The 19,591-nt window shown below is 55.8% G+C and carries 13 protein-coding genes; 8 read left to right on the forward strand and 5 right to left on the reverse strand.

Annotated elements, in window-relative coordinates; translation table 11 throughout:
* The first annotated feature begins 464 nt into the window (after nucleotides 1-464).
* The 5 genes from AC0KVQ_RS06940 (at nucleotide 465) to AC0KVQ_RS06960 (ending at nucleotide 7,662) form a co-directional block, all read left to right on the forward strand.
* Complete coding sequence (locus AC0KVQ_RS06940; RefSeq protein WP_473420416.1) at nucleotides 465-2,150, forward strand: polysaccharide lyase family protein; 1,686 nt, start codon at nucleotides 465-467, stop codon at nucleotides 2,148-2,150.
* 29 nt (nucleotides 2,151-2,179) lie between these two features.
* Nucleotides 2,180-3,301, forward strand: a complete 1,122-nt coding sequence (locus AC0KVQ_RS06945; protein ID WP_473420417.1) for a porin — start codon at nucleotides 2,180-2,182, stop codon at nucleotides 3,299-3,301.
* Nucleotides 3,302-3,573: 272 nt separating this feature from the next.
* The gene (locus AC0KVQ_RS06950) at nucleotides 3,574-4,863 is read left to right on the forward strand and encodes an ABC transporter substrate-binding protein (protein ID WP_473420418.1); all 1,290 of its coding nucleotides are present in this window, start codon (nucleotides 3,574-3,576) and stop codon (nucleotides 4,861-4,863) included.
* A gap of 71 nt (nucleotides 4,864-4,934) precedes the next feature.
* Nucleotides 4,935-6,326, forward strand: a complete 1,392-nt coding sequence (locus AC0KVQ_RS06955; protein WP_473420419.1) for a glycoside hydrolase family 28 protein — start codon at nucleotides 4,935-4,937, stop codon at nucleotides 6,324-6,326.
* A 52-nt stretch (nucleotides 6,327-6,378) separates the two neighbouring features.
* Nucleotides 6,379-7,662, forward strand: coding sequence for a Gfo/Idh/MocA family protein (locus AC0KVQ_RS06960; RefSeq protein WP_473420420.1), 1,284 nt, complete (start codon nucleotides 6,379-6,381; stop codon nucleotides 7,660-7,662).
* A gap of 16 nt (nucleotides 7,663-7,678) precedes the next feature.
* Here AC0KVQ_RS06960 and AC0KVQ_RS06965 read toward each other — a convergent pair whose 3' ends face one another.
* Both AC0KVQ_RS06965 and AC0KVQ_RS06970 read right to left on the reverse strand, forming a co-directional pair.
* The gene (locus AC0KVQ_RS06965; protein WP_473420421.1) at nucleotides 7,679-9,442 is read right to left on the reverse strand and encodes an adenosylcobalamin-dependent ribonucleoside-diphosphate reductase; all 1,764 of its coding nucleotides are present in this window, start codon (nucleotides 9,440-9,442) and stop codon (nucleotides 7,679-7,681) included.
* Nucleotides 9,443-9,600: 158 nt separating this feature from the next.
* A complete protein-coding gene (locus tag AC0KVQ_RS06970; protein ID WP_473420422.1) occupies nucleotides 9,601-10,509 on the reverse strand; it encodes a LysR family transcriptional regulator in 909 nt (302 codons plus the stop codon).
* A 220-nt stretch (nucleotides 10,510-10,729) separates the two neighbouring features.
* On the opposite strand from AC0KVQ_RS06970, the gene AC0KVQ_RS06975 reads away from it, so the two are divergent.
* Together AC0KVQ_RS06975 and AC0KVQ_RS06980 are read left to right on the forward strand one after the other, a co-directional pair.
* Nucleotides 10,730-11,296 carry a DUF3237 domain-containing protein gene (locus AC0KVQ_RS06975; protein WP_473420423.1) on the forward strand — a complete coding sequence of 189 codons (567 nt, stop codon included), beginning with the start codon at nucleotides 10,730-10,732 and terminating at the stop codon, nucleotides 11,294-11,296.
* An 11-nt stretch (nucleotides 11,297-11,307) separates the two neighbouring features.
* Nucleotides 11,308-13,059 (forward strand): tannase/feruloyl esterase family alpha/beta hydrolase, encoded by a 1,752-nt coding sequence (locus tag AC0KVQ_RS06980; protein ID WP_473420424.1) that lies wholly within the window; start codon nucleotides 11,308-11,310, stop codon nucleotides 13,057-13,059.
* 266 nt (nucleotides 13,060-13,325) lie between these two features.
* Here the strand turns inward: AC0KVQ_RS06980 and AC0KVQ_RS06985 are convergent, their stop codons facing one another.
* Complete coding sequence (locus AC0KVQ_RS06985; RefSeq protein WP_473420425.1) at nucleotides 13,326-13,616, reverse strand: hypothetical protein; 291 nt, start codon at nucleotides 13,614-13,616, stop codon at nucleotides 13,326-13,328.
* Between the two features lie 189 nt (nucleotides 13,617-13,805).
* Nucleotides 13,806-14,408, reverse strand: coding sequence for a hypothetical protein (locus tag AC0KVQ_RS06990; RefSeq protein WP_473420426.1), 603 nt, complete (start codon nucleotides 14,406-14,408; stop codon nucleotides 13,806-13,808).
* Between the two features lie 597 nt (nucleotides 14,409-15,005).
* Between AC0KVQ_RS06990 and AC0KVQ_RS06995 the strand changes: the two genes are divergently transcribed.
* Nucleotides 15,006-16,616 carry a hypothetical protein gene (locus AC0KVQ_RS06995; protein ID WP_473420427.1) on the forward strand — a complete coding sequence of 537 codons (1,611 nt, stop codon included), beginning with the start codon at nucleotides 15,006-15,008 and terminating at the stop codon, nucleotides 16,614-16,616.
* Nucleotides 16,617-17,166: 550 nt separating this feature from the next.
* Here the strand turns inward: AC0KVQ_RS06995 and AC0KVQ_RS07000 are convergent.
* Nucleotides 17,167-19,578 (reverse strand): DUF3631 domain-containing protein, encoded by a 2,412-nt coding sequence (locus tag AC0KVQ_RS07000; protein WP_473420556.1) that lies wholly within the window; start codon nucleotides 19,576-19,578, stop codon nucleotides 17,167-17,169.
* Nucleotides 19,579-19,591: the final 13 nt, after the last annotated feature.

Below are 19,591 nucleotides of genomic sequence, written 5' to 3' on the forward strand. Positions count from 1 at the left end.
CGCATGGAAGCAGACAACCTGAAGGAGATCTTCCAGAAGGGTCGTGGCGAGCAGTATGAGTTCTGCCCGAGAATGGAGCACTGCCATCTCTTCGATGCAGAATCCGGCAGCAATATTTCTCTCTAAGCCCTGCCACCGCTAAACAGAGCCTCCATCACTGATGGGGGCTTTTTCATTGGTGCGCCCTGTGGCGGCGCGCGCTTGCGGATACAAATTCGTCGTGAATCGCTTCCCGTTTTCTTCGCTCTGACAGCCTCGTCGAAGGGCTGCTTGCCCCCAAATGTTACCGGTCACCACTCGAATCATGTTAATTGATGTAAAGGAATACCAGTTTATTGAGAAAAAGACATTCAACAAATAAAACTGGCATTTTTTCAAAGGTATTACATTCACGTAGCAGGTAATTTACGCCTACAACATGAGAAGAGGGGGTTGTAATGAAGAAATATATAAGCAGTATTTTTATGATGACTGCCATTGCATCGGCAATGGCCGCAGATGACAAGGTTTCGCTCAAGGTAAATGGGTTGGCGGCGACACTCGACAACGGAATCGTCAAGTTTGATTTTGCAGCAGATGCCAGCGCAAAGGCCGTCATCAAGAATGGCGTCAACCTGGTAGAAAATCTGGCCGGCGCCGCACGTGACCCAAGCCGAGTTCGCAGTTTTTATCTGGATTACCATTCCCGTGGCGTCACGCATTTCAATCCGGAAGTCTTGAACGTTATTGAAGACACTGGCGAGCGCGCACATATTGCCTGGACGGAAAAGAACGGCAAGATTTATCTGGAATATCACCTGGTAATGAACAAGGGCGAAAGTGGCCTGTATTCATATGTAATCGCCAGAAATACCACAGACAAGGAAGTTTTGGTCAGCGAATTGCGCACGATTTATCGCTTCAATGCTGCCTTGATGAACAATCTGTATACAGCAAACGGCATCAGTACGCCGCCGCTGTATGGCGATGTCGAAAAAATGCCGGTTATCCAGGATGAAACCTGGAAGTTGCCAGATGGCAAGATTTATTCCAAATACGATCTGGTTGACTATCAGCGCCGCAATGAGTTCTGGGGGGCGCTGGGGGGCGGCTATGGTGCATGGTTCATTCCGGTAAACCACGATTACTTCTCGGGTGGCCCGCTCAAGCAGGATCTGATGGTGCATCAGGATGCCATCATCCTGAACTATATGACGGGTGCGCACATGGGCACGCCGGATCTGATGGCGCCGCCGAAGTGGGAAAAGATGTATGGCCCATGGCAGCTGTATATCAATCAGGGCAAGGATGCCGAGGTCATCAGCGATGCGGCCAAGCAAGCACAAAAACTCAAACCACAGTGGCCATTCAAGTGGGTTAACGAAAAGCTTTACCCCCAGCAACGCGCAGATATCAGCGGCAAGGTCACTGGTCGCAGCGGTGAAATTCTGAACGTGGTGATCTCGCCGGTACGAGGCGATCCGGAACTGCAGACCAAGGGCTACATCTACCATGCCCGTACCGATGCCAATGGCCAATTCAGCATTCCAGCTATTCGTCCCGGCACCTATGCCTTGACGATTTATACCCAGAGCGGAATTGAGCAGGGCAATATTCTGCAAAGTGAACTGGTTGTAGAGGCCGGTAAAAAAGATCTGGGCAATATTGCATTGCCAGCCAAGGCCAATTACCAATGGAGCATCGGGGTTGCAGACAGGACCGCTGCGGAATACCAGCTTGCCGACAAACCCAGAAACTATGAATGGCAAACCAAGGTTCCGGAATCACTGGATTTCAAGATAGGCATCAACAAGAATTCTGACTGGTTCTATGCGCAAACAAAGTTCGGCGACTGGAATATTCATTTTGACGAAAAAGATATCAAATCCTCTCGTCGTTTGAATCTAGCCTTTGCCTCTGCCAGCAATAGCGGCATGACCAAGCCGAGTGCACCAAGAATGATTGTTTTGGTGAATGGCAAGCAAGTTTCAGATATCAATTATCCAAATGATAAAACCATTTATCGTGGCGCATTGACTAATGGTTTGTATCACAACGAGAGCATTGAAGTACCGGCAGAATTGCTCAAAACCGGTGCCAATGTCATTACCCTGCGCAATCAAGGCGGGGCGTTCATGTACGATTCCATTAACTGGGAAATCGTTAAATAAACACAATCAATACATGCAGAGAGGATAATATGAAGAAGTATCTTGCAATGGCCATTGCTGGCTTGATGGTTTCGCCGTTGGCCATGTCAGAAGTTACCGTATATGGCTCCTTGCGTACCGCTATCGAATATGATTCGGTATCCGGTTCCACCACTGTGGCCAATAATGTCAACAAGGTGCGCCTGGTTGACCAGTCATCCCGTCTCGGCTTTCGCGGTAGCGACAAACTTGATAACGGCATGACCGTTTACTGGCAATCGGAACACCGCCCTCGTGTCGGCGCCAGCGCCAACGATGGCTCCTCCACTCCCGTGTTTGGTGACCGCAATACCTTTGTTGCGATCGGTGGCGATTTCGGTCGCCTGCAGGCAGGTCGTTATGATGATCTGATCGATCAATCGATGGGTGATTTTTACCGCGGCGTTAACAACATCGAGGAAACGTCAGGCGGTGTGGTGAACTTTGTTCGTCGCGGTGCAACCAAGCCGACCAATCTGCTGCAGTACAACTCGCCATCCTGGGGGGGATTTGCCTTCAAGGCCCAGTACGATTTTGGTTCCAAGATCGATGATCCGACCACTACTGCGGTCACCAATGACATCACCTTCTCCAAAGGCTACGGTGCATCGGCGTTCTACAAGCACCAGTGGTTTGATGTCGGCGTAGCTTACAAGCAGGTCGATAACAACAGTTCTTCCAAGGCCGAAGCTTCGACAGTAGCCAAGGATGCGTACTACAAGACCCTGATCATCGGCGGCAATATCAAGCCCACCGAGGGGATGAATGTGAGCGCAGCATGGAACCGCGTTGATCGCAAGGATGCAAAGCTTAATGTTGGCAAGCAGGATGCCTGGGGCGTGGGTGCCACCTATCAGGTTGGCAAGTTCCAGTATGCCGCAGGCTTCGGCATGTTGCTGGATGGCAAATACAACGGCAACACCGTGGAAGACTCCAAAACCTGGGGTGTTTCGCTCGGCCTGAACTACAACCTGAGCAAGCAAACCATGCTGACTTCCGGGATCAACTACACACGTAATGGCGATAAAGCGGGTAGCAATCTGACCAGTTCCATCACTACCGGTACGGGTCTGAGTGCCGGCGCAGGCTCAACCGTGAAAGCCTTCAGTGTCGGGATGCGTACCGACTTCTGATCTCAGCCAGCTTTATTCATGTGGGTCCTTTTACCGGAACTGGCCACCCTACCCAGTTCCGGTTTTTTTATTGGTTGCGTGTCAGTTACGGCATGCAATCAGTCTTTGTCATCACGCCACCATGCATCTACCATTGGCAAGGTAGTCAAGGAAAGATCGCTACAATCCCCTATAAATTGTAGGTATTGATCCATCACACTCACCCGATGGGCAATTGCCGGCAAAGGCACTGAACTGGCACGGCGGCAAGGAAAAATCCAAGGAGAAGAGATATGAAAGTCATGTTGAAAACCATCACAGCTTCCATCGTCGTCATGGGCGCACTGGCCCAGAGCGCGGCAGCACAAGACATTACCCTGCGCTTCAGCTGGTGGGGTGCAGGTGCCCGCCACGAAGCCACTCTGAAAGCCATCAAGGCATTCGAGGCCAAGAACCCGGGCGTGACCATCAAGGGTGAATACATGGGCTACGACGGTTATGTCGACAAGCTCTCCACCCAGATCGCCGGCAAGGTTGAGCCGGATGTCATGCAGATTGACTGGGCCTGGGTTACCCAATTTTCCAAGGATGGCAATGGCTTCTATGACTTGAAGCAATCCAAGGAAATCGATCTGAACAACTTCATCAACGAATCCTGGAAGACAGGCGCAGTCAATGGCAAGGTCAATGCCATCCCGGTTTCCTACACCGCGCGCGTTTTCCTGATGAACAAGTCCACCTGGGACAAGGCAGGTCTGCCGCTGCCCAAGACCTGGGATGATCTGTTTGCTGCCGGCAAGGTGTTTGAGCAGAAGCTGGGCAAGGATTACTACCCGATGGATGGCCAGCTGAACGATACCCTGCTGATGGCGCAATCCTACATGTGGCAGAAGACCGGCAAGCCCTGGATCTACCCGAACCAGCCCAAGGTTGCCTACACCCTGGCCGAAGCCGAAGAATGGGTGAAGGTATACAAGAAGCTGGTGGCCGATCATGTGGTGCCGCCGCAGCAATACCGCGTGAGTGCCGGTGGTGGCCACCCGGAAACCCCGACCGAGCAGATGGCTGATTGGGTCAGCGGCAAGTTCGCCGGTGATTTCACCTGGGATTCGACCTTCAAGCCGCGTCTGTCCACCCCGCCGAAGACCATGGTGTTTGATGTGGCCGATTACCTGACCATGCCAGGTGCCAAGAATTCCGGCGTGATCGGTCGTCCGTCGATGATGTTTGCCGTGAGCAAGAACTCCAAGAATGCCGAAATGGCCACCAGGTTCGTCAACTGGATGGTGGGTTCGACCGAAGCTGCCGAAATCCTGGGTACGGTGCGTGGCGTGCCGATGACCAAGACTCAGCGTGACTTCTTGATCAAGAACAACATGTTCACGCCGGTTGAACTCAAGGGCATGAAGCAGATCGAGTCGCTCAAGATCGATACCCCGTCGCCGGTGGCAGAATACAGCCGCATGCAGACCTGGGTGCGTGAAGTGTTCGAAAAAGCCGTCCTGGGCAAGATCAGCGATCAGGAAGCCGCCAAAATGCTGGTGGATGATACCAACGCCCTGCTGCGTCGCATCGCCAGATAATCAGCCTCACCAGACCGGATTGCATCGCAAGGTGCAATCCGGTTTTTTTTTGCATACGGAAATTGCACGACATGCCCATACCCACTTATCGCGTCTCGGATTTCGGTGCGGATCCGTCCGGTCAAACCCTTTGTACCGCATCCTTGCAGCAGGCCCTTGATCACGCCGGAGCCGCCGGCGGTGGTCGTGTGCGGGTCAGCGCCGGCATTTATCTGACCGGCTCGCTGTTTGTACCCAGCAAAGTTGAGCTGCACCTGGAGGCTGGCGCCGAATTGCGCGGCATTCAGGATGAATCGGCCTACCCCGACTTGCCCTCGCGCGTGGCCGGCATCGAAATGGTGTGGCCGGCCGCACTCGTCAACCTGTATGACGTAGAGGGCGCGGCGCTGACTGGTGAAGGCGTGATCAACGGTCAGGGCGAGTACTGGTGGAACAAATACTGGGGGCCGGACGAACAGGGCGGCATGCTGGCCGATTACGATCCGAAGGGACTGCGCTGGGCGGTGGATTACGACTGCAAGCGCCCGCGCAATATCCTGGTATTCAACGCCCGCAATATCCGCCTGCAAGGGCTGACTATCAAACGCTCCGGCTTCTGGAACGTGCACGTGTGCTACAGCGATCAGGTGGTGATCGATGGCCTGAAAATCTGCGAAAACTTCGGTCCGAGTTCGGACGGAATCGACATTGATTCATCGTGCAACGTGCTGGTACAGAACTGCGTGATCGACTGCAACGATGACGGCATTTGCCTGAAAGCCGGTCGCGATGCCGATGGCCTGCGCGTCAACCGGCCGTGCGAGAAGATCGTCATCCGCAACTGCGAAGTGGGGGCCGGTCACGGCATCTTCACTATCGGCAGCGAAACCTCCGGCGGTATCCGCGATGTCGAGGTCTACAACATCAAGGCTAAAGGCACCTGGATCGGCATCAGTTTCAAATCGGCAAAAACCCGGGGCGGTGTGATCGAAAACATCCACATCCACGATATCGAGATGATCGATGTGCCGCGCCCGTTCCGCTTCGTGCTCAACTGGATGCCCAGCTACTCCTACTGCGCGATTCCACCGACATGGCAAGGGGAAATTCCGGCGCACTGGCAGGTGCTGGCCGAACCCGTTTTGCCGCCCGAGCGCGGCATGCCGCATTTCTACAATATTCGTTTCAACCGGATAACGGTTAATAGCCGGGGATGTTCTGCGCGGCTGGCGGAGCCTTCATCGTCGGTCGGCATGCACACGCCCGAACCGACCCAGGCCTATGGCTTTGATATCGAAGGCTTCCCGGAACAACCTTTTGCGGGTTTCCACTGGGAAGACATCCATATCGATACCGACCGGCCCGGCAAGATCGCCAACGCGCGCAACTGGACCATGCAGAACGTGGTATTGGCCACACCCGGCGCCCAAGCCTGCTTGCTCAATAACTGTCAGTCTGTTGATCAACCGGAATATCGTGAATAGGTTCTGAGAACCTGCCGCGCGGCAGCGTCTGCCGGCAGCACAAGGAGAGGATATGAAGACTTACGCACTGGTCGGCACGGGTGGTCGTGCCGGACTTTATCTGGAAGCCATTGCGCGCGATTACAAGGACACCGCCCGTTTCGTGGCCTTTTGCGACAGCAACGAAACCCGCATGGCCTACGCCAACCAGATCGTTACCGGCTTGGGTCATGCGCCGGTACCCTCCTGGCGCGCGGAAAACTTCGAGCAGATGATCCGCGAGTGCAAGCCGGATATCGTGATCGTGACCTCGGTCGACCGCACCCACCACGATTACATCATCCGCGCGCTGGAACTCGGTTGTGATGCCATCACCGAAAAGCCGATGACCATCGACAGCGAGAAATGCCAGGCCATCCTCGATGCAGTTGAACGCACCGGGGGCAAACTGCGCGTGACCTTCAACTATCGCTATGCGCCGCACCACAGCAAGTTGCGCGAGCTGATCATGAACGGCGTGATCGGCGAGGTGTTCTCGGTGCATTTCGAATGGCTGCTCAATACCCAGCACGGTGCCGACTACTTCCGCCGCTGGCACCGCGACAAACGCAACAGCGGTGGCCTCCTGGTGCACAAATCCACCCACCACTTCGATCTGGTCAATTTCTGGCTCAATACGCAGCCGGAAACCGTGTTCGCCCAGGGCGGCCTGCGCTTTTATGGCAAGGAAAATGCCGAACAGCGCGGCGTCACCAAGTTCTATTCACGCGCACATGGTCAGGAAAATGCCAAGGGCGATCCGTTTGCGCTGCAGATGGAAGAAAGCGAATCACTGAAGGCGCTGTATCTGGATGCCGAGCATGAAGACGGTTACTACCGCGACCAGAGCGTATTTGGCGATGGCATCAATATCGAGGATACGCTCGGACTGGTGGTGCGCTACCGCAACAAGGCGATCCTGACCTACTCGCTCAACGCCTATTTGCCGTGGGAAGGGCTGAACGTAGTGATGAACGGCTCGAAAGGCCGCATCGAGATGAAGATCGTCGAGAAATCCTACGTAAATGCCGGCGGCGAGAAAGCCAAGGAAGGCGCGATGGAGGCGTGCGAGTTGCGCGTGTTCCCGATGTTCGATGCGCCCTATACCGTACCATTGACGTTTGGCGAAGGCGGCCACGGCGGCGGCGACAAGGTGATGCTGGACGACCTGTTCGGCAATCCGCCGGCAGACCCGCTGCAGCGTGCGGCCGATCACCGCGCCGGCGCCATGTCGATCCTGACCGGCATTGCCGGCAACCGTTCGCTGCAAACCGGCCTGCCGGTGCGTATTGACGACTTGCCGGTCAAGCTGGACTGAGAACCTCCTCTCACTCTTAGCACGGCCCGTGCGGGTCGATTCCGCAATGTGTTTGCGGCGCCAGAATACCGGCACGATAACCATCCAGCCGGAAGGTGGTGCAGCCCTTCGCACCACCTTCCCAGGCCTGCCGGTAGACTTCCTTGAAATCATTCCACGCGGTACCGGCCGGGATATTGCAGGTCTTGCTGACCGCCGCATCCACGCGCTGCGCCGCCGTGGTCAGCACGGCAACATGCTCGCCGACCGTCACCTGTGCCACCGTCCTGCCGTACACGCCCAGCTCGCGTACGCCGTAATCCTCCAATACTTCAACCTGCCCGCCTTCCGGGCCGGCAACGCTGCGCGCGATGTGGTGCGCGAAGACTGGTTCGATGCCGGAACTGACATTGTCGGCACACAGGCTGATGGTGCCAGTCGGCGCGATCGAAGTCAGGTGAGAATTGCGCATGCCGTGGCGCGCAATTGCCTCGCGCACATCCTCGCGCAGGGTCTGAATGAACGGCCCGGCCAGATACTTGCCGGAATCGAACAGTGGAAACACGCCTTTCTGCTGCGCCAGTTGCGTGCTGGCCAGATAACTTTCATCACGCAGCAGTTCGAGCACTTCGGCCTCGAAGGCCAGAAAAGCCGCTGAGCCGTAGGCAAAGCCCAGTGCGTCGGCGGCATTGGCCAATCCGGTCACGCCCAGCCCCATTCGGCGCGTCTGTTGCGCCTGCGTGCGCTGCTGCGGCAACGGATGGTGGGCTCGGTCGATCACGTTATCCATGGCACGCACCACTGGTGGGATATCGGCACGCAATTGCGCCCCATCGAAAGTGAAACCCCCTGCGCGTTCCCGACGCAGGTAGCGCACCAGGTTGAACGAGCCGAGCAGGCAGCTGCCGAATGGCGGCAGGGGCTGCTCGCCGCACGGATTGGTCGCGGCGATGGTTTCGCAATACCACAGGTTGTTCATGCGGTTAATGGTGTCGATAAACAATACGCCGGGTTCGGCCCAATCCCAGGTGCTGCGCATGATCTGCTCCCACAGCGTTCCGGCATCGACCTCGCGGTAGTTGCGGCCATTGAAGCGGAGCAGAAAGGTTCGCCCCAGGCTGACGGCTTGCATGAATTCGTCGGTGATCGCCACTGATAAGTTGAAGCCGGACAGCGGCAGCGTCGCCTGCAGTGCGGCAAGCGCTTGCTGCTGTGGCAGCCCTGGGGGCAAGGCGGTGATTTGCGCCCACAGCGGCTGTAGCTCGGCGGCGGGCTGCTTGGCCTGCACGAATAATTCAATATCGGGATGATCGACACGCAATACACCGATCTGCGCACCGCGCCGGTAGCCGGAAGACGCCACGCATTTGCCGATGGCATCGAACACCGGCATGAAGCTCACCGGACCGGACGAAGTCGATTGCAGGCGATGCACCGGATCGCCGCGCGGACGCAGGGTGCTGAAGCCGTAACCGATGCCTCCGCCAAGCCGCATCGTCGCTGCGGCCTCTTTGGCTCGGTCCATGATCGAACCTTCGCCATCGACAAAACTGTCGGCGATCGTGCCGCTCACATAGCAGTTGTACGGCGTGGCCAGATGGCTCGCCCCCATCGCCGACTGGATGCGCCCCCCCGGCAGGAAGCGCATCTGCAGCAGGATTTCCAGCAGTTGCGCACTGTGGCGCGTGTCATCCTGCAAGGCATGCGCCACCCGCGTCATGGCGTCAGCAAATGATTCCCCTTCGCTGCGGTATTTGCGCGCGTGCAATGCTTGCGAGAAAGGCAACTGCGGGCCGTACATGGTGCCGCCTCCATCGGAAGAGCTTCCGGCGATTTACCCTCTCCCCAGCCCCTCTCCCCAGCCCCTCTCCCGCGAAACGGGCGAGGGGAGACGCTTGGCCATACGACTCTGCTCCCTCTCCCACCCGTGCGGGAGAGGGTTGGGGAGAGGGCAAACGATCAACCGTTGATACTCTCTTCGTACACACACGCCAGCTGTTGCGCCAGGAATTCCATGAAAACCGCCACCTTGGCCGGCAGGTTGGTGCGCTCCGGATACATGGCGTAGATGGGATTGTCCGGCAGGGACCAGTCGGGCAGTACCTGGCGCAGCAGGCCCGAGCGGATAAAACGCTTGATGTGCCAGTCATGCAGAACAATGATGCCGTGCCCCATCAGCGCCCAGTTCATCATGGTTTCGCCATCGTTGCTGCTGAGCGCCCCGCGGATCTTTACCGTTTCCTGTCTGTCGCCCCGGCTGAATATCCAGGTTCCGGCCTGTTCGTCATCAAGTTTGACGATGCACTCATGCTGCAACAGTTCTCGCGGTTCAAGCGGTTCACCCGCAGCAGCCAGATAGACCGGCGAAGCACAGAGAATGCGCCGGCAAGGTGCAAGACGACGGGCCACCAGGCGTGAATCCGTTGGCAAGCCGAAGCGGATCGCCACATCGAACCCGCTCTCGATCAGATCGAGCGGGTTATCCGACAGCTTGAGCTGCACCTCGACCTCCGGATACAGGCGGGCAAATTCCGCCACCAGCGGCGAAATCCGGTAGCGGCCAAAGGCTGGCGGCGCATTCACGCGCAACAGTCCTCGCGGGTGCGTGCGGCCGCTGGAAATCGACTGGTTCAGATCCTTGATATCCGCCAGCAACTGTGCACCGCGCGTGAAATACACCTCGCCTTCATGCGTCAGGCTGAATTTGCGCGTCGAGCGGTTGAGCAGGCGCACACCGAGTTGGTCTTCCAGCTTGTGCAGGCGAATGCTCACCGCTGCAGGCGTGATATTGCGCTCGCGCGCCAGCGCGGAAAGGCTGCCCATGCGGACCAGATGCACAAAGAAAGCGATGTCCTCGAAGGAATCCATTTGTTAGCTTCAACTTAACAATGTAGTTGATTTGATTGTACTACCTTAAGTTTTCATCTGAATGGAGAATTCTCCGTGTCTGCACTCGCACCCATGCACGCTGCGGTAGATCGGGTTTTAACCCGACAACCCACGGCTGGGGATGTCGGAATGAATTCCGACCTGCGGCGATGCAGGTGAATTTAAAGGTCACCTTAATAAAATCTGGAGGAGAAATCAGATGCATAACAAGATTCAAACATCCGCTTCAGCCCCATGGCGCAAAGGCCTGATTGCGTTGGCAATCGGCATTTCTGCCCAATTTTCCCTGGCAGCCAATACCGCACAACCGGATATGGCACTCACGGCCAAGGTTCCGCTGAACCTGCCGCAAACCGAACTGGTCTACGAAGCGATTGTCGATATCGCCCCGGCGATGATGCTGGGCGATGGTCCATTGGGCGAGCGGCGCATGGTGCCGATTACCGGTGGCCGCTTCAGCGGGCCGGGCCTGAGCGGTGCGGTGCTGGGTGGCGGGGTGGATCGGCAACTGGTGCGCAAGGATGGCGTGAAACAACTCGATGCCTTCTATGAAATGCAGACCGACGATGGTGCGATGCTGACCATCCGCAATCAGGTCTTGATCGACCAACCCAAGGATGGGCAACGCTATGCCTTTTCCAAGGTCGATATCACTGCGCCCGAAGGCAAGTATGGCTGGCTGAACCGCGCGGTCTATGTCGGCACGCTCGACAGCCTGCGCCCGGAACGCCAGGCCGTGCTGGTGCGTGTGTATCGCGTGAAATGAGGGGATCGATCATGCACGCCATCCATTCCCCTGAAATCCGGAACACTTTCCGCCTGACCGCATTTGCCCTGGCTTCCACCCTGCTGCTCAACGGGTGTGCCGCACTGCAATCCCCCGCTACCGCACCGCGTGCCGCTAGCCCGGCAGCTGCGCTCAAGCAGTGCAGCGATCTTGCAGCCAACCTGGCTTATCCGGGCATGGCAGTCACGGCGGTGGAAAAGATCGCCGCAAACCAGCTCACACGCCCCGGCATTACCGACCCGATCCCGGAACACTGCATCATCCAGGGCAAGCTCAACGAGCGCACCAGCCCGGTGGACGGCAAAGTCTATGCCATCGGTTTTGAGATGCGCCTGCCCACGCAATGGAACGGCCGCTTCTTCTATCAGGCCAACGGCGGACTCGATGGCGTGCTGGCCCCGGCGTTCGGCGAGATTCTGGGCGGCGGGCCGCGCAGCAACGCGCTGACCAAGGGCTTTGCCGTGATCAGCTCGGATGCCGGTCACCTGCTGGATAAAACCACGCCGATCGGTGGCGGCACCTTTGGTCTCGATCCACAAGCGCGGCGCGATTACGGCTACAACGCCGTCGCGCAACTGACGCTGATGGCCAAGGCCATCATTGGCCATTACTACGGCAAGCGGCCAGATACCTCCTACATCGTCGGCACCTCCAACGGCGGGCGTCACGCCATGATGGCTGCCGCGCGCGACAGCGGCGAATACGATGGCGTGCTGGCATCGGCCCCCGGCTTCAACCTGCCGCGCGCCGCCGTGACGCAATTGTGGGATGCGCAGCAGTTCGCGCGTGTGGCGCAAAAGGATGCCAAAAGCAATCGCCCCAATCTGGAAACCAGCTTTACCCCGGCCGATCTGGCACAGGTCTCGCGCAGCGTACTGGCCCGCTGCGATGCGCTCGATGGCCTGCAGGATGGCATCGTTGCTGACACCATGGCCTGCCTGCGCCAGTTTGATGTCGAGCGCGATATTCCCGGCCTGAGCGCGGCACAGAAGGCCACGCTGGCCGCCGTGTTTGCCGGCCCGAAAACCAGCGATGGCAAGCCCTTCTACGTCGGCAAAGCGTGGGATGCGGGCATTGCCGGCAAGGATTGGCGCAACTGGAAATTCGTGAATTCGGTCGGCCCGCGCGATGCGGTGTCGGTGGCATTTGTGTTCAGCACACCGCCGCAATCGCCAGCAGTCGTCGATGGCAAAGGCAACAGCCTGATCGATTTCGCGCTGGGGTTTGACCTGAATCGCGATGGCCCGAAGATTTTTGCCAAGAATGCGGTCTACACCGACTCAGCCGAGGATTTCATGGTGCCGCCGGATATCACCGGCATGGAAAAATTTGTGGCACGCGGCGGCAAGCTGATCGTGGCGCACGGTGTGGCCGATCCAGTGTTTTCTGCCATGGATACGGTGAACTGGTATCAGGGCTTCAAGGCCCGCCATGGCGCGGCCACCGACCATAGCACCCGCCTGTATCTGGTGCCCGGCATGAACCACAGCCGCAACGGCCCGGCCACCGATCAGTTCGATCTGGTCGAAGCGCTGGTCAACTGGGTGGAAAAAGGCCAGGCACCGCAAGCGATTGTAGCCAGCGCACGCGGCCCCGGCTCCAACCTGCCCAACCCGGAAATCCCGGCCAACTGGGCCGCGAACCGCACCCGCCTGCTGTGCCCGTTCCCGACCGTGGCGCAATACCGCGGCAGTGGTTCCAGCGAGGAAGCGGCCAGCTTCGGTTGTGTGATGCGCAATTAATGCAGAAATCCTGACCAACCTCTCCCGCGCTTGCGGGAGAGGGCGTGGCGCTTATTCGATGTTGGACCTGAATATTGAGTATTGCCGTCAAAGCCAATGCTTACAAGTGTTTCAGTTATTCAATAGATCGAAGGGGTACACGAAGGGGTACACATAAAAATCATGTGTCCATCAATTTGCCCCATTACCGTCATTCCATTTTGCTGCAGTACCCTTTTCATGCGGCTCTCATCACGCTCTATGCCGCATAGCGTTTCAAATGCACGCTATGACCGAAAATCTTCTGAAAGCGCGCACAGCTCGGACGCAACATCTCCAAGCACGCCAAGCAAAAAACCAATGTCTTGAACCAGTTGTGGGTCTTCTGCCGGGGTATCGCGCAGCATGATGCCCATGGCACGGATGCCACAGCTAATCTGCAGTAAGTGGTCATTGGCTGCAATACGAAGTGCTTCAACGTCTACCTTGTCGGCGGCATGGTCAACGTGACGAAGCGATAAAAGCTCAGAAATGCTGGCTGTATTAGTAACGGAAAGTGATGCGGGAATGGTGGTCATGCTCTGGCTCCAACAAGTTCAAATGAAGCGCACAAAAAGTACGCCAATATATTGCATTGGTCTGCCAGAACCGTTGCGTGCCAAGTTTCGTCGTCAAGCTTATGGTGCTAGGTGAAAGATATTTGTGTCAATGCCAATAAGTTCTAATTATTGAACGTGGATCTAGCTTTTTCCTGGTAAAAGCAGGAATTACGGGAAATTAATTTCAATCCAAAGGGCGCGACGGACAAGATTCAGCGCATCATCTTCTACCTGAGTTTGGTGCGCGTCCAGATACTTATCACTGGCGCGTTGACCTTGGTCATCGTAATAAACCAGCGCTGGCTTGTGATGAAAACGTGCAACAGGCGGGACTTTTTCCAGCACTGATCCACAGACCGCACACGCTGACCAGTATTTTTCATCGAAGCTATCCGGCGCCGCATGATTGCCGCACCCCAAACAGCATGGATGTGATCTGTCAGCCAAAAAATGGACGCGCGTTCTTTCCTCAGCCTCAAGACGATGGCAGGCATTGATCTGTTCGACAGTGCCGTGAAACAACCAAGGTCTAAGAAAGCTCCACCGTTTTAGCTTCTGTTCCAGTGGATGCCGGATCTTTTGCAAAGCATTCAGCACATTTTGCAAATTATCTTCGAGTTGCTCGAAGTGCCGCATGCCGTTGCAGTAGTGACACCAGCCCACCTGTGTTTCCAGCCTGTATATCTGGCCATCAGGCATCAGGTAGTGACATTGACCGATCCAGACCGGCCAGAAAAAAGAGGCATCACATTGCGTGCATTGATAATTCATTTTCTGTCGTCATCTGTGGGTAAATGAGCTGACACTTGTCGCCACGGGCAGTGCCCCCGATGATTTCTGCTTCCCAATACACACCAGGATCTGGCCTATTTCAACCCAGGGTAATAACCACAATCCCTCATGGCTTGATGCAGATCTCGAACCTGGCGCCGAAGCATGCGCAACTCGACCCGCACAAAAGCCCCGCATCCTCCATGAAGGTAGGCATTTTGTGAGGAGCGTGCCTTGCCTGCCTCCGTCGTCGGGCCGGTAGACTTTTCCCACGGCTTTACACGCAGTATCAATTCCCGCTGATGCTGACGCTGTGCTTCCGTCCATTTTCTTGCCATGAGCCACCTCCGGTTAATAGTTCGTTCGTCAAAATGGCAAAACCGTATTTTTGATGTTTTCGGCCAGCAAAAATGTCAATGTTTGTACCGCAGTCCGGCATTCGATGAGTGTTCAACTATAGTTGTCATTGTAACCGGTCAGATTTGCGTAACTCCCAAAAGATATTTTGTTGGCATCTCGTCACAAAAACTAGCGACTACAGTCTGATCACCACATAAAGACCTGGGCCTTGCTGCCTGCACGAATCAGCTACTTGCCATGCCTGCCGAACAACTTCACATGTTTTACCCCTTACCAGACGGCAGCCTGCTTGATCTACGATCAGACCGGTTTGACGAATTGCTACGTCGACGAAAATTGCCACTACCCAAGGAGGTAACCTATTGGGATCTTGCCTCGCTGATCGATACCGTTCACTTTGAGCATGGTATTCCCTGCTTCCGGTTCACCGGTCAGACGGCGGCACAATGGCTACAACAATTAAAGCGACACCAACCGGAGTGTTTTGACAGTGCCTGGAATTGGTTTTGTCAGTTCGCAAAAGACAAGTGGCCAGCGCTGTCCCACATAGCCAGCAAGTATGATGGGCGTTACAGCACCCGCTTAGCTTTGCCGCCACTCCAATCATCATTACCTGATCTGATCAAAAATACCCGCCTGAAAAAATCCTCCGTCACACAATGGCTGGCAACACTGCAAAGCCTGACAGGAAAGGGACTCAAACAGGAGGAGTTGGATGAATCAGGGGTGCTGAATCGGTTACGGCAGAAAGCCGCAGAGACCATTCTCACTCAGAGTGAGGTATTGGCCATGATAGACCTGCGGCATGTGCAGCCCTCCATGCTGTGCGAGGCGCGATTAGGATATAACGCACTTGCGGGCTGGCAGCCCTGTTGTCAGCGTATCTCTTTCAAGGAATACAAGCGCCGTGGACTGCTGGGAAATACCCCTGCGACCTTGCACATCATCCGTTACCAACATCGATCAGTGGGTTGGAAAATTGTTCGAACCAGGCACCGTGATCTTTTTTCAACCAGGATCGACTGGTGGTGCGTCCTGGATGAGCATGGCAAACGAATTGAGCAACCACTGTGCGGTTTTCCCGATCCAGAAGATGCGATTGCATATGCTGAAATGCGGATCAGTGAGCATTTTCATGCATGGGCCAAAGACCAACCGATTCCAAAGTGGGAGCAATACGCACAGGCTGGCGGCAGAGATTATCGTGAAATATTGATAACCCTTGAGGATTGGCCGGAAAGCTACTATTCGCGCCACTACAGCACACGCAATGTCCTGATTCATATCCGAACCAGCATTTACAACACAGAGGAAGGCCGGCGTATCCTGTTCCTGGATGAAATCCAGAGCGATTGGCACGCAGATCTTAACGCCAACAAAAACAAACCCAGAACAGTAGCGTTACCGCCCGCACCCTATGGGAAAGAGTGGCCCCTTATGGCCATGAAGCTGATGCTCTGGTGGGCACAGCGCCAAGGCATGGATGGCCTAGCATGGAGCACGCCCGAGTTACAGGCGGATCGCTGGATGAATCCACCAGAAATGCTCTATCGCAGCCGGTTGCCTGAGGTGGCACAGCAATTGGCAAAGGCTCTTGGCATTGAATATGGGCACTGCCTTGTGGAACTACGAGACCGCGATAGGATTGTCAAACGGTCGCCCCGAGGTTGGCTGGTCTGTAATCAGTACGGCACACCCGTGACCAAGCCTTTCCGCCAGAGAGACCAGGCCGAAACGTTTGCAGATTTGACTTGTTTTCCTCTCGTTTGCGAATTGCCAGTACTTTGGGTTGATAGCATGTCATCTCTACGAACAACCCCACTGTATGGCGTGTTCGCACTGGGTTGATTGCGGCTTCAGTCATCCGCCACATGAACAATCTGATTCAAGGCTGCTGCATGAAGGTAGGATTGTGCGGGACATTCAAGCTAAACAAGGCAGAGCAAATCGAAATCAGTTCGGTATAAGTCGGTTTGTCTGTCTGGCAGCCGTCATCGCGTTGGCACAGTCATTGTCCTGCAGATAGCTTTTCAATTTTCCGCTGGTATAGCGTGAATTGCAGTCTATCAAAACTTCTGTGCGCTCAACTGGATGATTGAAATACCAATCAACAGGCTTCGGACTGCGCATCCATCCAACCAGTAGGTAGAGCGCAGCTCCAATAGCCAGTGTTGAGATCCAAAAAGTTGCTCGTGACATGATCGGGTTCCAGTAAGCAAGCCTAAATATTGTTTCATCATAGCCTTAGCTGTTGATTTCAGCAGGCGATCATTGGATGGAGATTTCATGGAAATGGAATTTAAGAGCCATACTAGGTTGTTGTGAATTGATCATTGCCAATTGCTTGCCATTGATGGCTCGGGAAATTAATCAGGCGGTTGTGATCGACACCAGCAGATCAGAAGTATTCAACATCATCAGACGCCCCCATTTCAGCGGCTGCGTAGTCTGCCAGCCACTCATCATTGTTCAGGCAAAATCTAGCGTCTTCAGGTGTGCATCGTCGCACATCGGAACTTTGGGGTGTTTCTCTCGCTAGAACGCTAGAGCCCGCGCCTTTATTGGGTTTCAGCGTTTTTTCATCTGCTAGAGGGGGTGGGGTTCTAGCGTATGTGAAATGGCTGGAACCCGCGCCGTTATTGGCGTCTAGCGTTCTAGCACTTAGAAAAGCGATTTCGGGCCTGTGCTCTGCATCAATAAACGTTTCGTACTGCTCCTGTAGGGGTGGGTGTAAAAAATTCTTTAAATTGACGTCTTGTGTCTCGATCGCTAAATATCTAGAAAACGCCTCATTAAACTGGTTCAGTTCGTACCCTCTGCGATTGCCTTCGCCGCTGATCCAGAGTTGCTTGGGTTTGATGCCAAACTCTGCCAGCCGACTACAAAGCTGTTTGGCGCTCAGTTCGCGCCCCCGGTTGTAAGTGGCCCATGCCGACTCTTCATCACTGCACAGTTCAGCCAGCAATTGGGCGGTGTGCAGTTTATCGGTCCTCCTTCTGGAAAATGCGTTCTGAATATCGGTCAGCAGTTCCTGGTTGATGCTGGGTGCGGCTTCCACCGATCCTGCAATATGGTGTGCCGCATGACGCGCCCAAAGCGGCCAGGCGCCTCCGGCAATATCCGCAATGGCAATCAGGCCCTCCCAGTTGTCGGCAGCACGATTGTCTAACCCGAAAGGTGCAGGTGTAGCGCAGGCAAACTGATCGGCAATATCTTGAGTCCAGCGCATTAGCTTGCGTTTGGTGTCGGTGAAATAGCGGGCAGAATCGCGGCGCAATGGTGAGGTCTTTTCTGTGGGGAGTTTGCGGCGCAGATTGAAGATGATCGAGCGGCTAACCAGTGAATCCGTCAGATTCTTGGCTGCAATCCCTGAAAGTGCTTTGGCACACCAGGTTGAAAACGCCTTGGGTTCGTAATCATCACCCACCGTCCGCAGGACAAACGCATTGCGCCGGGTGTGGCCGGAATTGATCACACCTACCAGTTCTGGATTGTCGCGCATGAAGGTGTCCACCTCGTCGATAAACAAGGTTGGCTGCCATTTCTCAATAGCGCGAAACATGGCGGCAGCGCTGACACTGGCCACGGGTAGCGGCTTAAAGCAAAGGTGAGAAAGTGCCTCAAGCATGACTGATTTGCCGCAACCCTTTTCCGGGGCGCTGATCAGGGCAATAGGCATCACGGTAGCCCGATCAATCAGCCAGGTTAAAGCACACCACAAAGCCCCAGCGCGTAACGCTTCCTTGTCGGCAATCACATAACGTTGTAGCAGTTGGAGCACCTCACCCAGTACGGCATCACCATGTACGGGGTCTGGCCAAGGTTCAATGTCATCGAACAGTACCATGGTGCCTTGCTCGGCTTCGGCCTGAGCAGATGCCCGTTCTTTTCTGGCTGAAATCACCAGTTTATCCAGCACACTAGCCCGGATGCCCAAGGATTCGGCGGCACCTGCCCTGCGACGCTCATACTGCAGCAAGGGGAGTGAGGCCAGATCAGCGATCAATGCATCCTCATGGTTCGAGGTGTCAGCAGATCGTTGTTGACCGGACGCTGCGGGATCTGAGGTGGCCATGCCAACATTGACCAGCATTGGTGCTCTTACTTGCCGTGCCACATCTTCCAGTCCTGCCAACTGGTGCAGGTCGTTGAAGTCGCTGGGCAGGTTTCCGCTTTCCTGCTGGCGCAGATGGATTTGCTCGGGGGAGAAGAATGGACAGCACCATCTGGCATTACCGTGCAGTGCGGCGGCTTTCTGTGCTGCTTTCTGGCCGGTCTGGCTTTCGTCGGTATCTCCGGCCACGATCAGCGCCAGTTCTGGCAGTGACTTGAACAATCGTTCTGCAATCACTGGCAGATTGCCGGCATTGAAGGCCACCACCACGGGCAGATCGGTAGCGGCTCGCAGACTCACCCCCGTTGCCCAGCCTTCGCACAAAATGGCCTCGGCGGCACCGGCCAACTTGCCCAGTACCAGCGAACCGTTCTTGACCTGGCCACCGGTCAGGAAGCGCTTGTTGCCGTCCTCGCCAATCAGTTGCAGGTTGACCAGTTCGCCCCCTACGCGGATCGGCAGCACCAGCATCTGCCGCAACTGCTTCACGCTTTCGGGCCAGATCCCTTTGGCCAACAGGTACGGGTGATCTGCATCTACATCGCGGGCTTCATTCCACAGGCGGGCGGCTTTGATCCTGGCGGCATCGCGTTGCTGACGTTCGATCTCAGCGGCGGTTTCTGCTGCTGCCTTGCGCTCGGCTTCCAGTACGGCGCGTTGCTCGGGTGTGGGTGGTGTGTAGGGTGTGCTGGGCATCCAGCCATTGGCC

It is taken from the genome of Formivibrio sp. oc-25, from assembly GCF_055810895.1.

Excerpts from the sequence above, each read along its gene's own strand:
- AC0KVQ_RS06985 (WP_473420425.1), bottom strand. The coding sequence starts at position 13,616 with ATGACCACCATTCCCGCATCACTTTCCGTTACTAATACAGCCAGCATT.
- AC0KVQ_RS06940 (WP_473420416.1), top strand. The coding sequence starts at position 465 with ATGATGACTGCCATTGCATCGGCAATGGCCGCAGATGACAAGGTTTCG.
- AC0KVQ_RS07000 (WP_473420556.1), bottom strand. The coding sequence starts at position 19,578 with ATGCCCAGCACACCCTACACACCACCCACACCCGAGCAACGCGCCGTA.
- AC0KVQ_RS06950 (WP_473420418.1), top strand. The coding sequence starts at position 3,574 with ATGAAAGTCATGTTGAAAACCATCACAGCTTCCATCGTCGTCATGGGC.
- AC0KVQ_RS06945 (WP_473420417.1), top strand. The coding sequence starts at position 2,180 with ATGAAGAAGTATCTTGCAATGGCCATTGCTGGCTTGATGGTTTCGCCG.
- AC0KVQ_RS06975 (WP_473420423.1), top strand. The coding sequence starts at position 10,730 with ATGCATAACAAGATTCAAACATCCGCTTCAGCCCCATGGCGCAAAGGC.
- AC0KVQ_RS06970 (WP_473420422.1), bottom strand. The coding sequence starts at position 10,509 with ATGGATTCCTTCGAGGACATCGCTTTCTTTGTGCATCTGGTCCGCATG.
- AC0KVQ_RS06955 (WP_473420419.1), top strand. The coding sequence starts at position 4,935 with ATGCCCATACCCACTTATCGCGTCTCGGATTTCGGTGCGGATCCGTCC.
- AC0KVQ_RS06965 (WP_473420421.1), bottom strand. The coding sequence starts at position 9,442 with ATGTACGGCCCGCAGTTGCCTTTCTCGCAAGCATTGCACGCGCGCAAA.
- AC0KVQ_RS06990 (WP_473420426.1), bottom strand. The coding sequence starts at position 14,408 with ATGAATTATCAATGCACGCAATGTGATGCCTCTTTTTTCTGGCCGGTC.
- AC0KVQ_RS06960 (WP_473420420.1), top strand. The coding sequence starts at position 6,379 with ATGAAGACTTACGCACTGGTCGGCACGGGTGGTCGTGCCGGACTTTAT.
- AC0KVQ_RS06980 (WP_473420424.1), top strand. The coding sequence starts at position 11,308 with ATGCACGCCATCCATTCCCCTGAAATCCGGAACACTTTCCGCCTGACC.
- AC0KVQ_RS06995 (WP_473420427.1), top strand. The coding sequence starts at position 15,006 with ATGCCTGCCGAACAACTTCACATGTTTTACCCCTTACCAGACGGCAGC.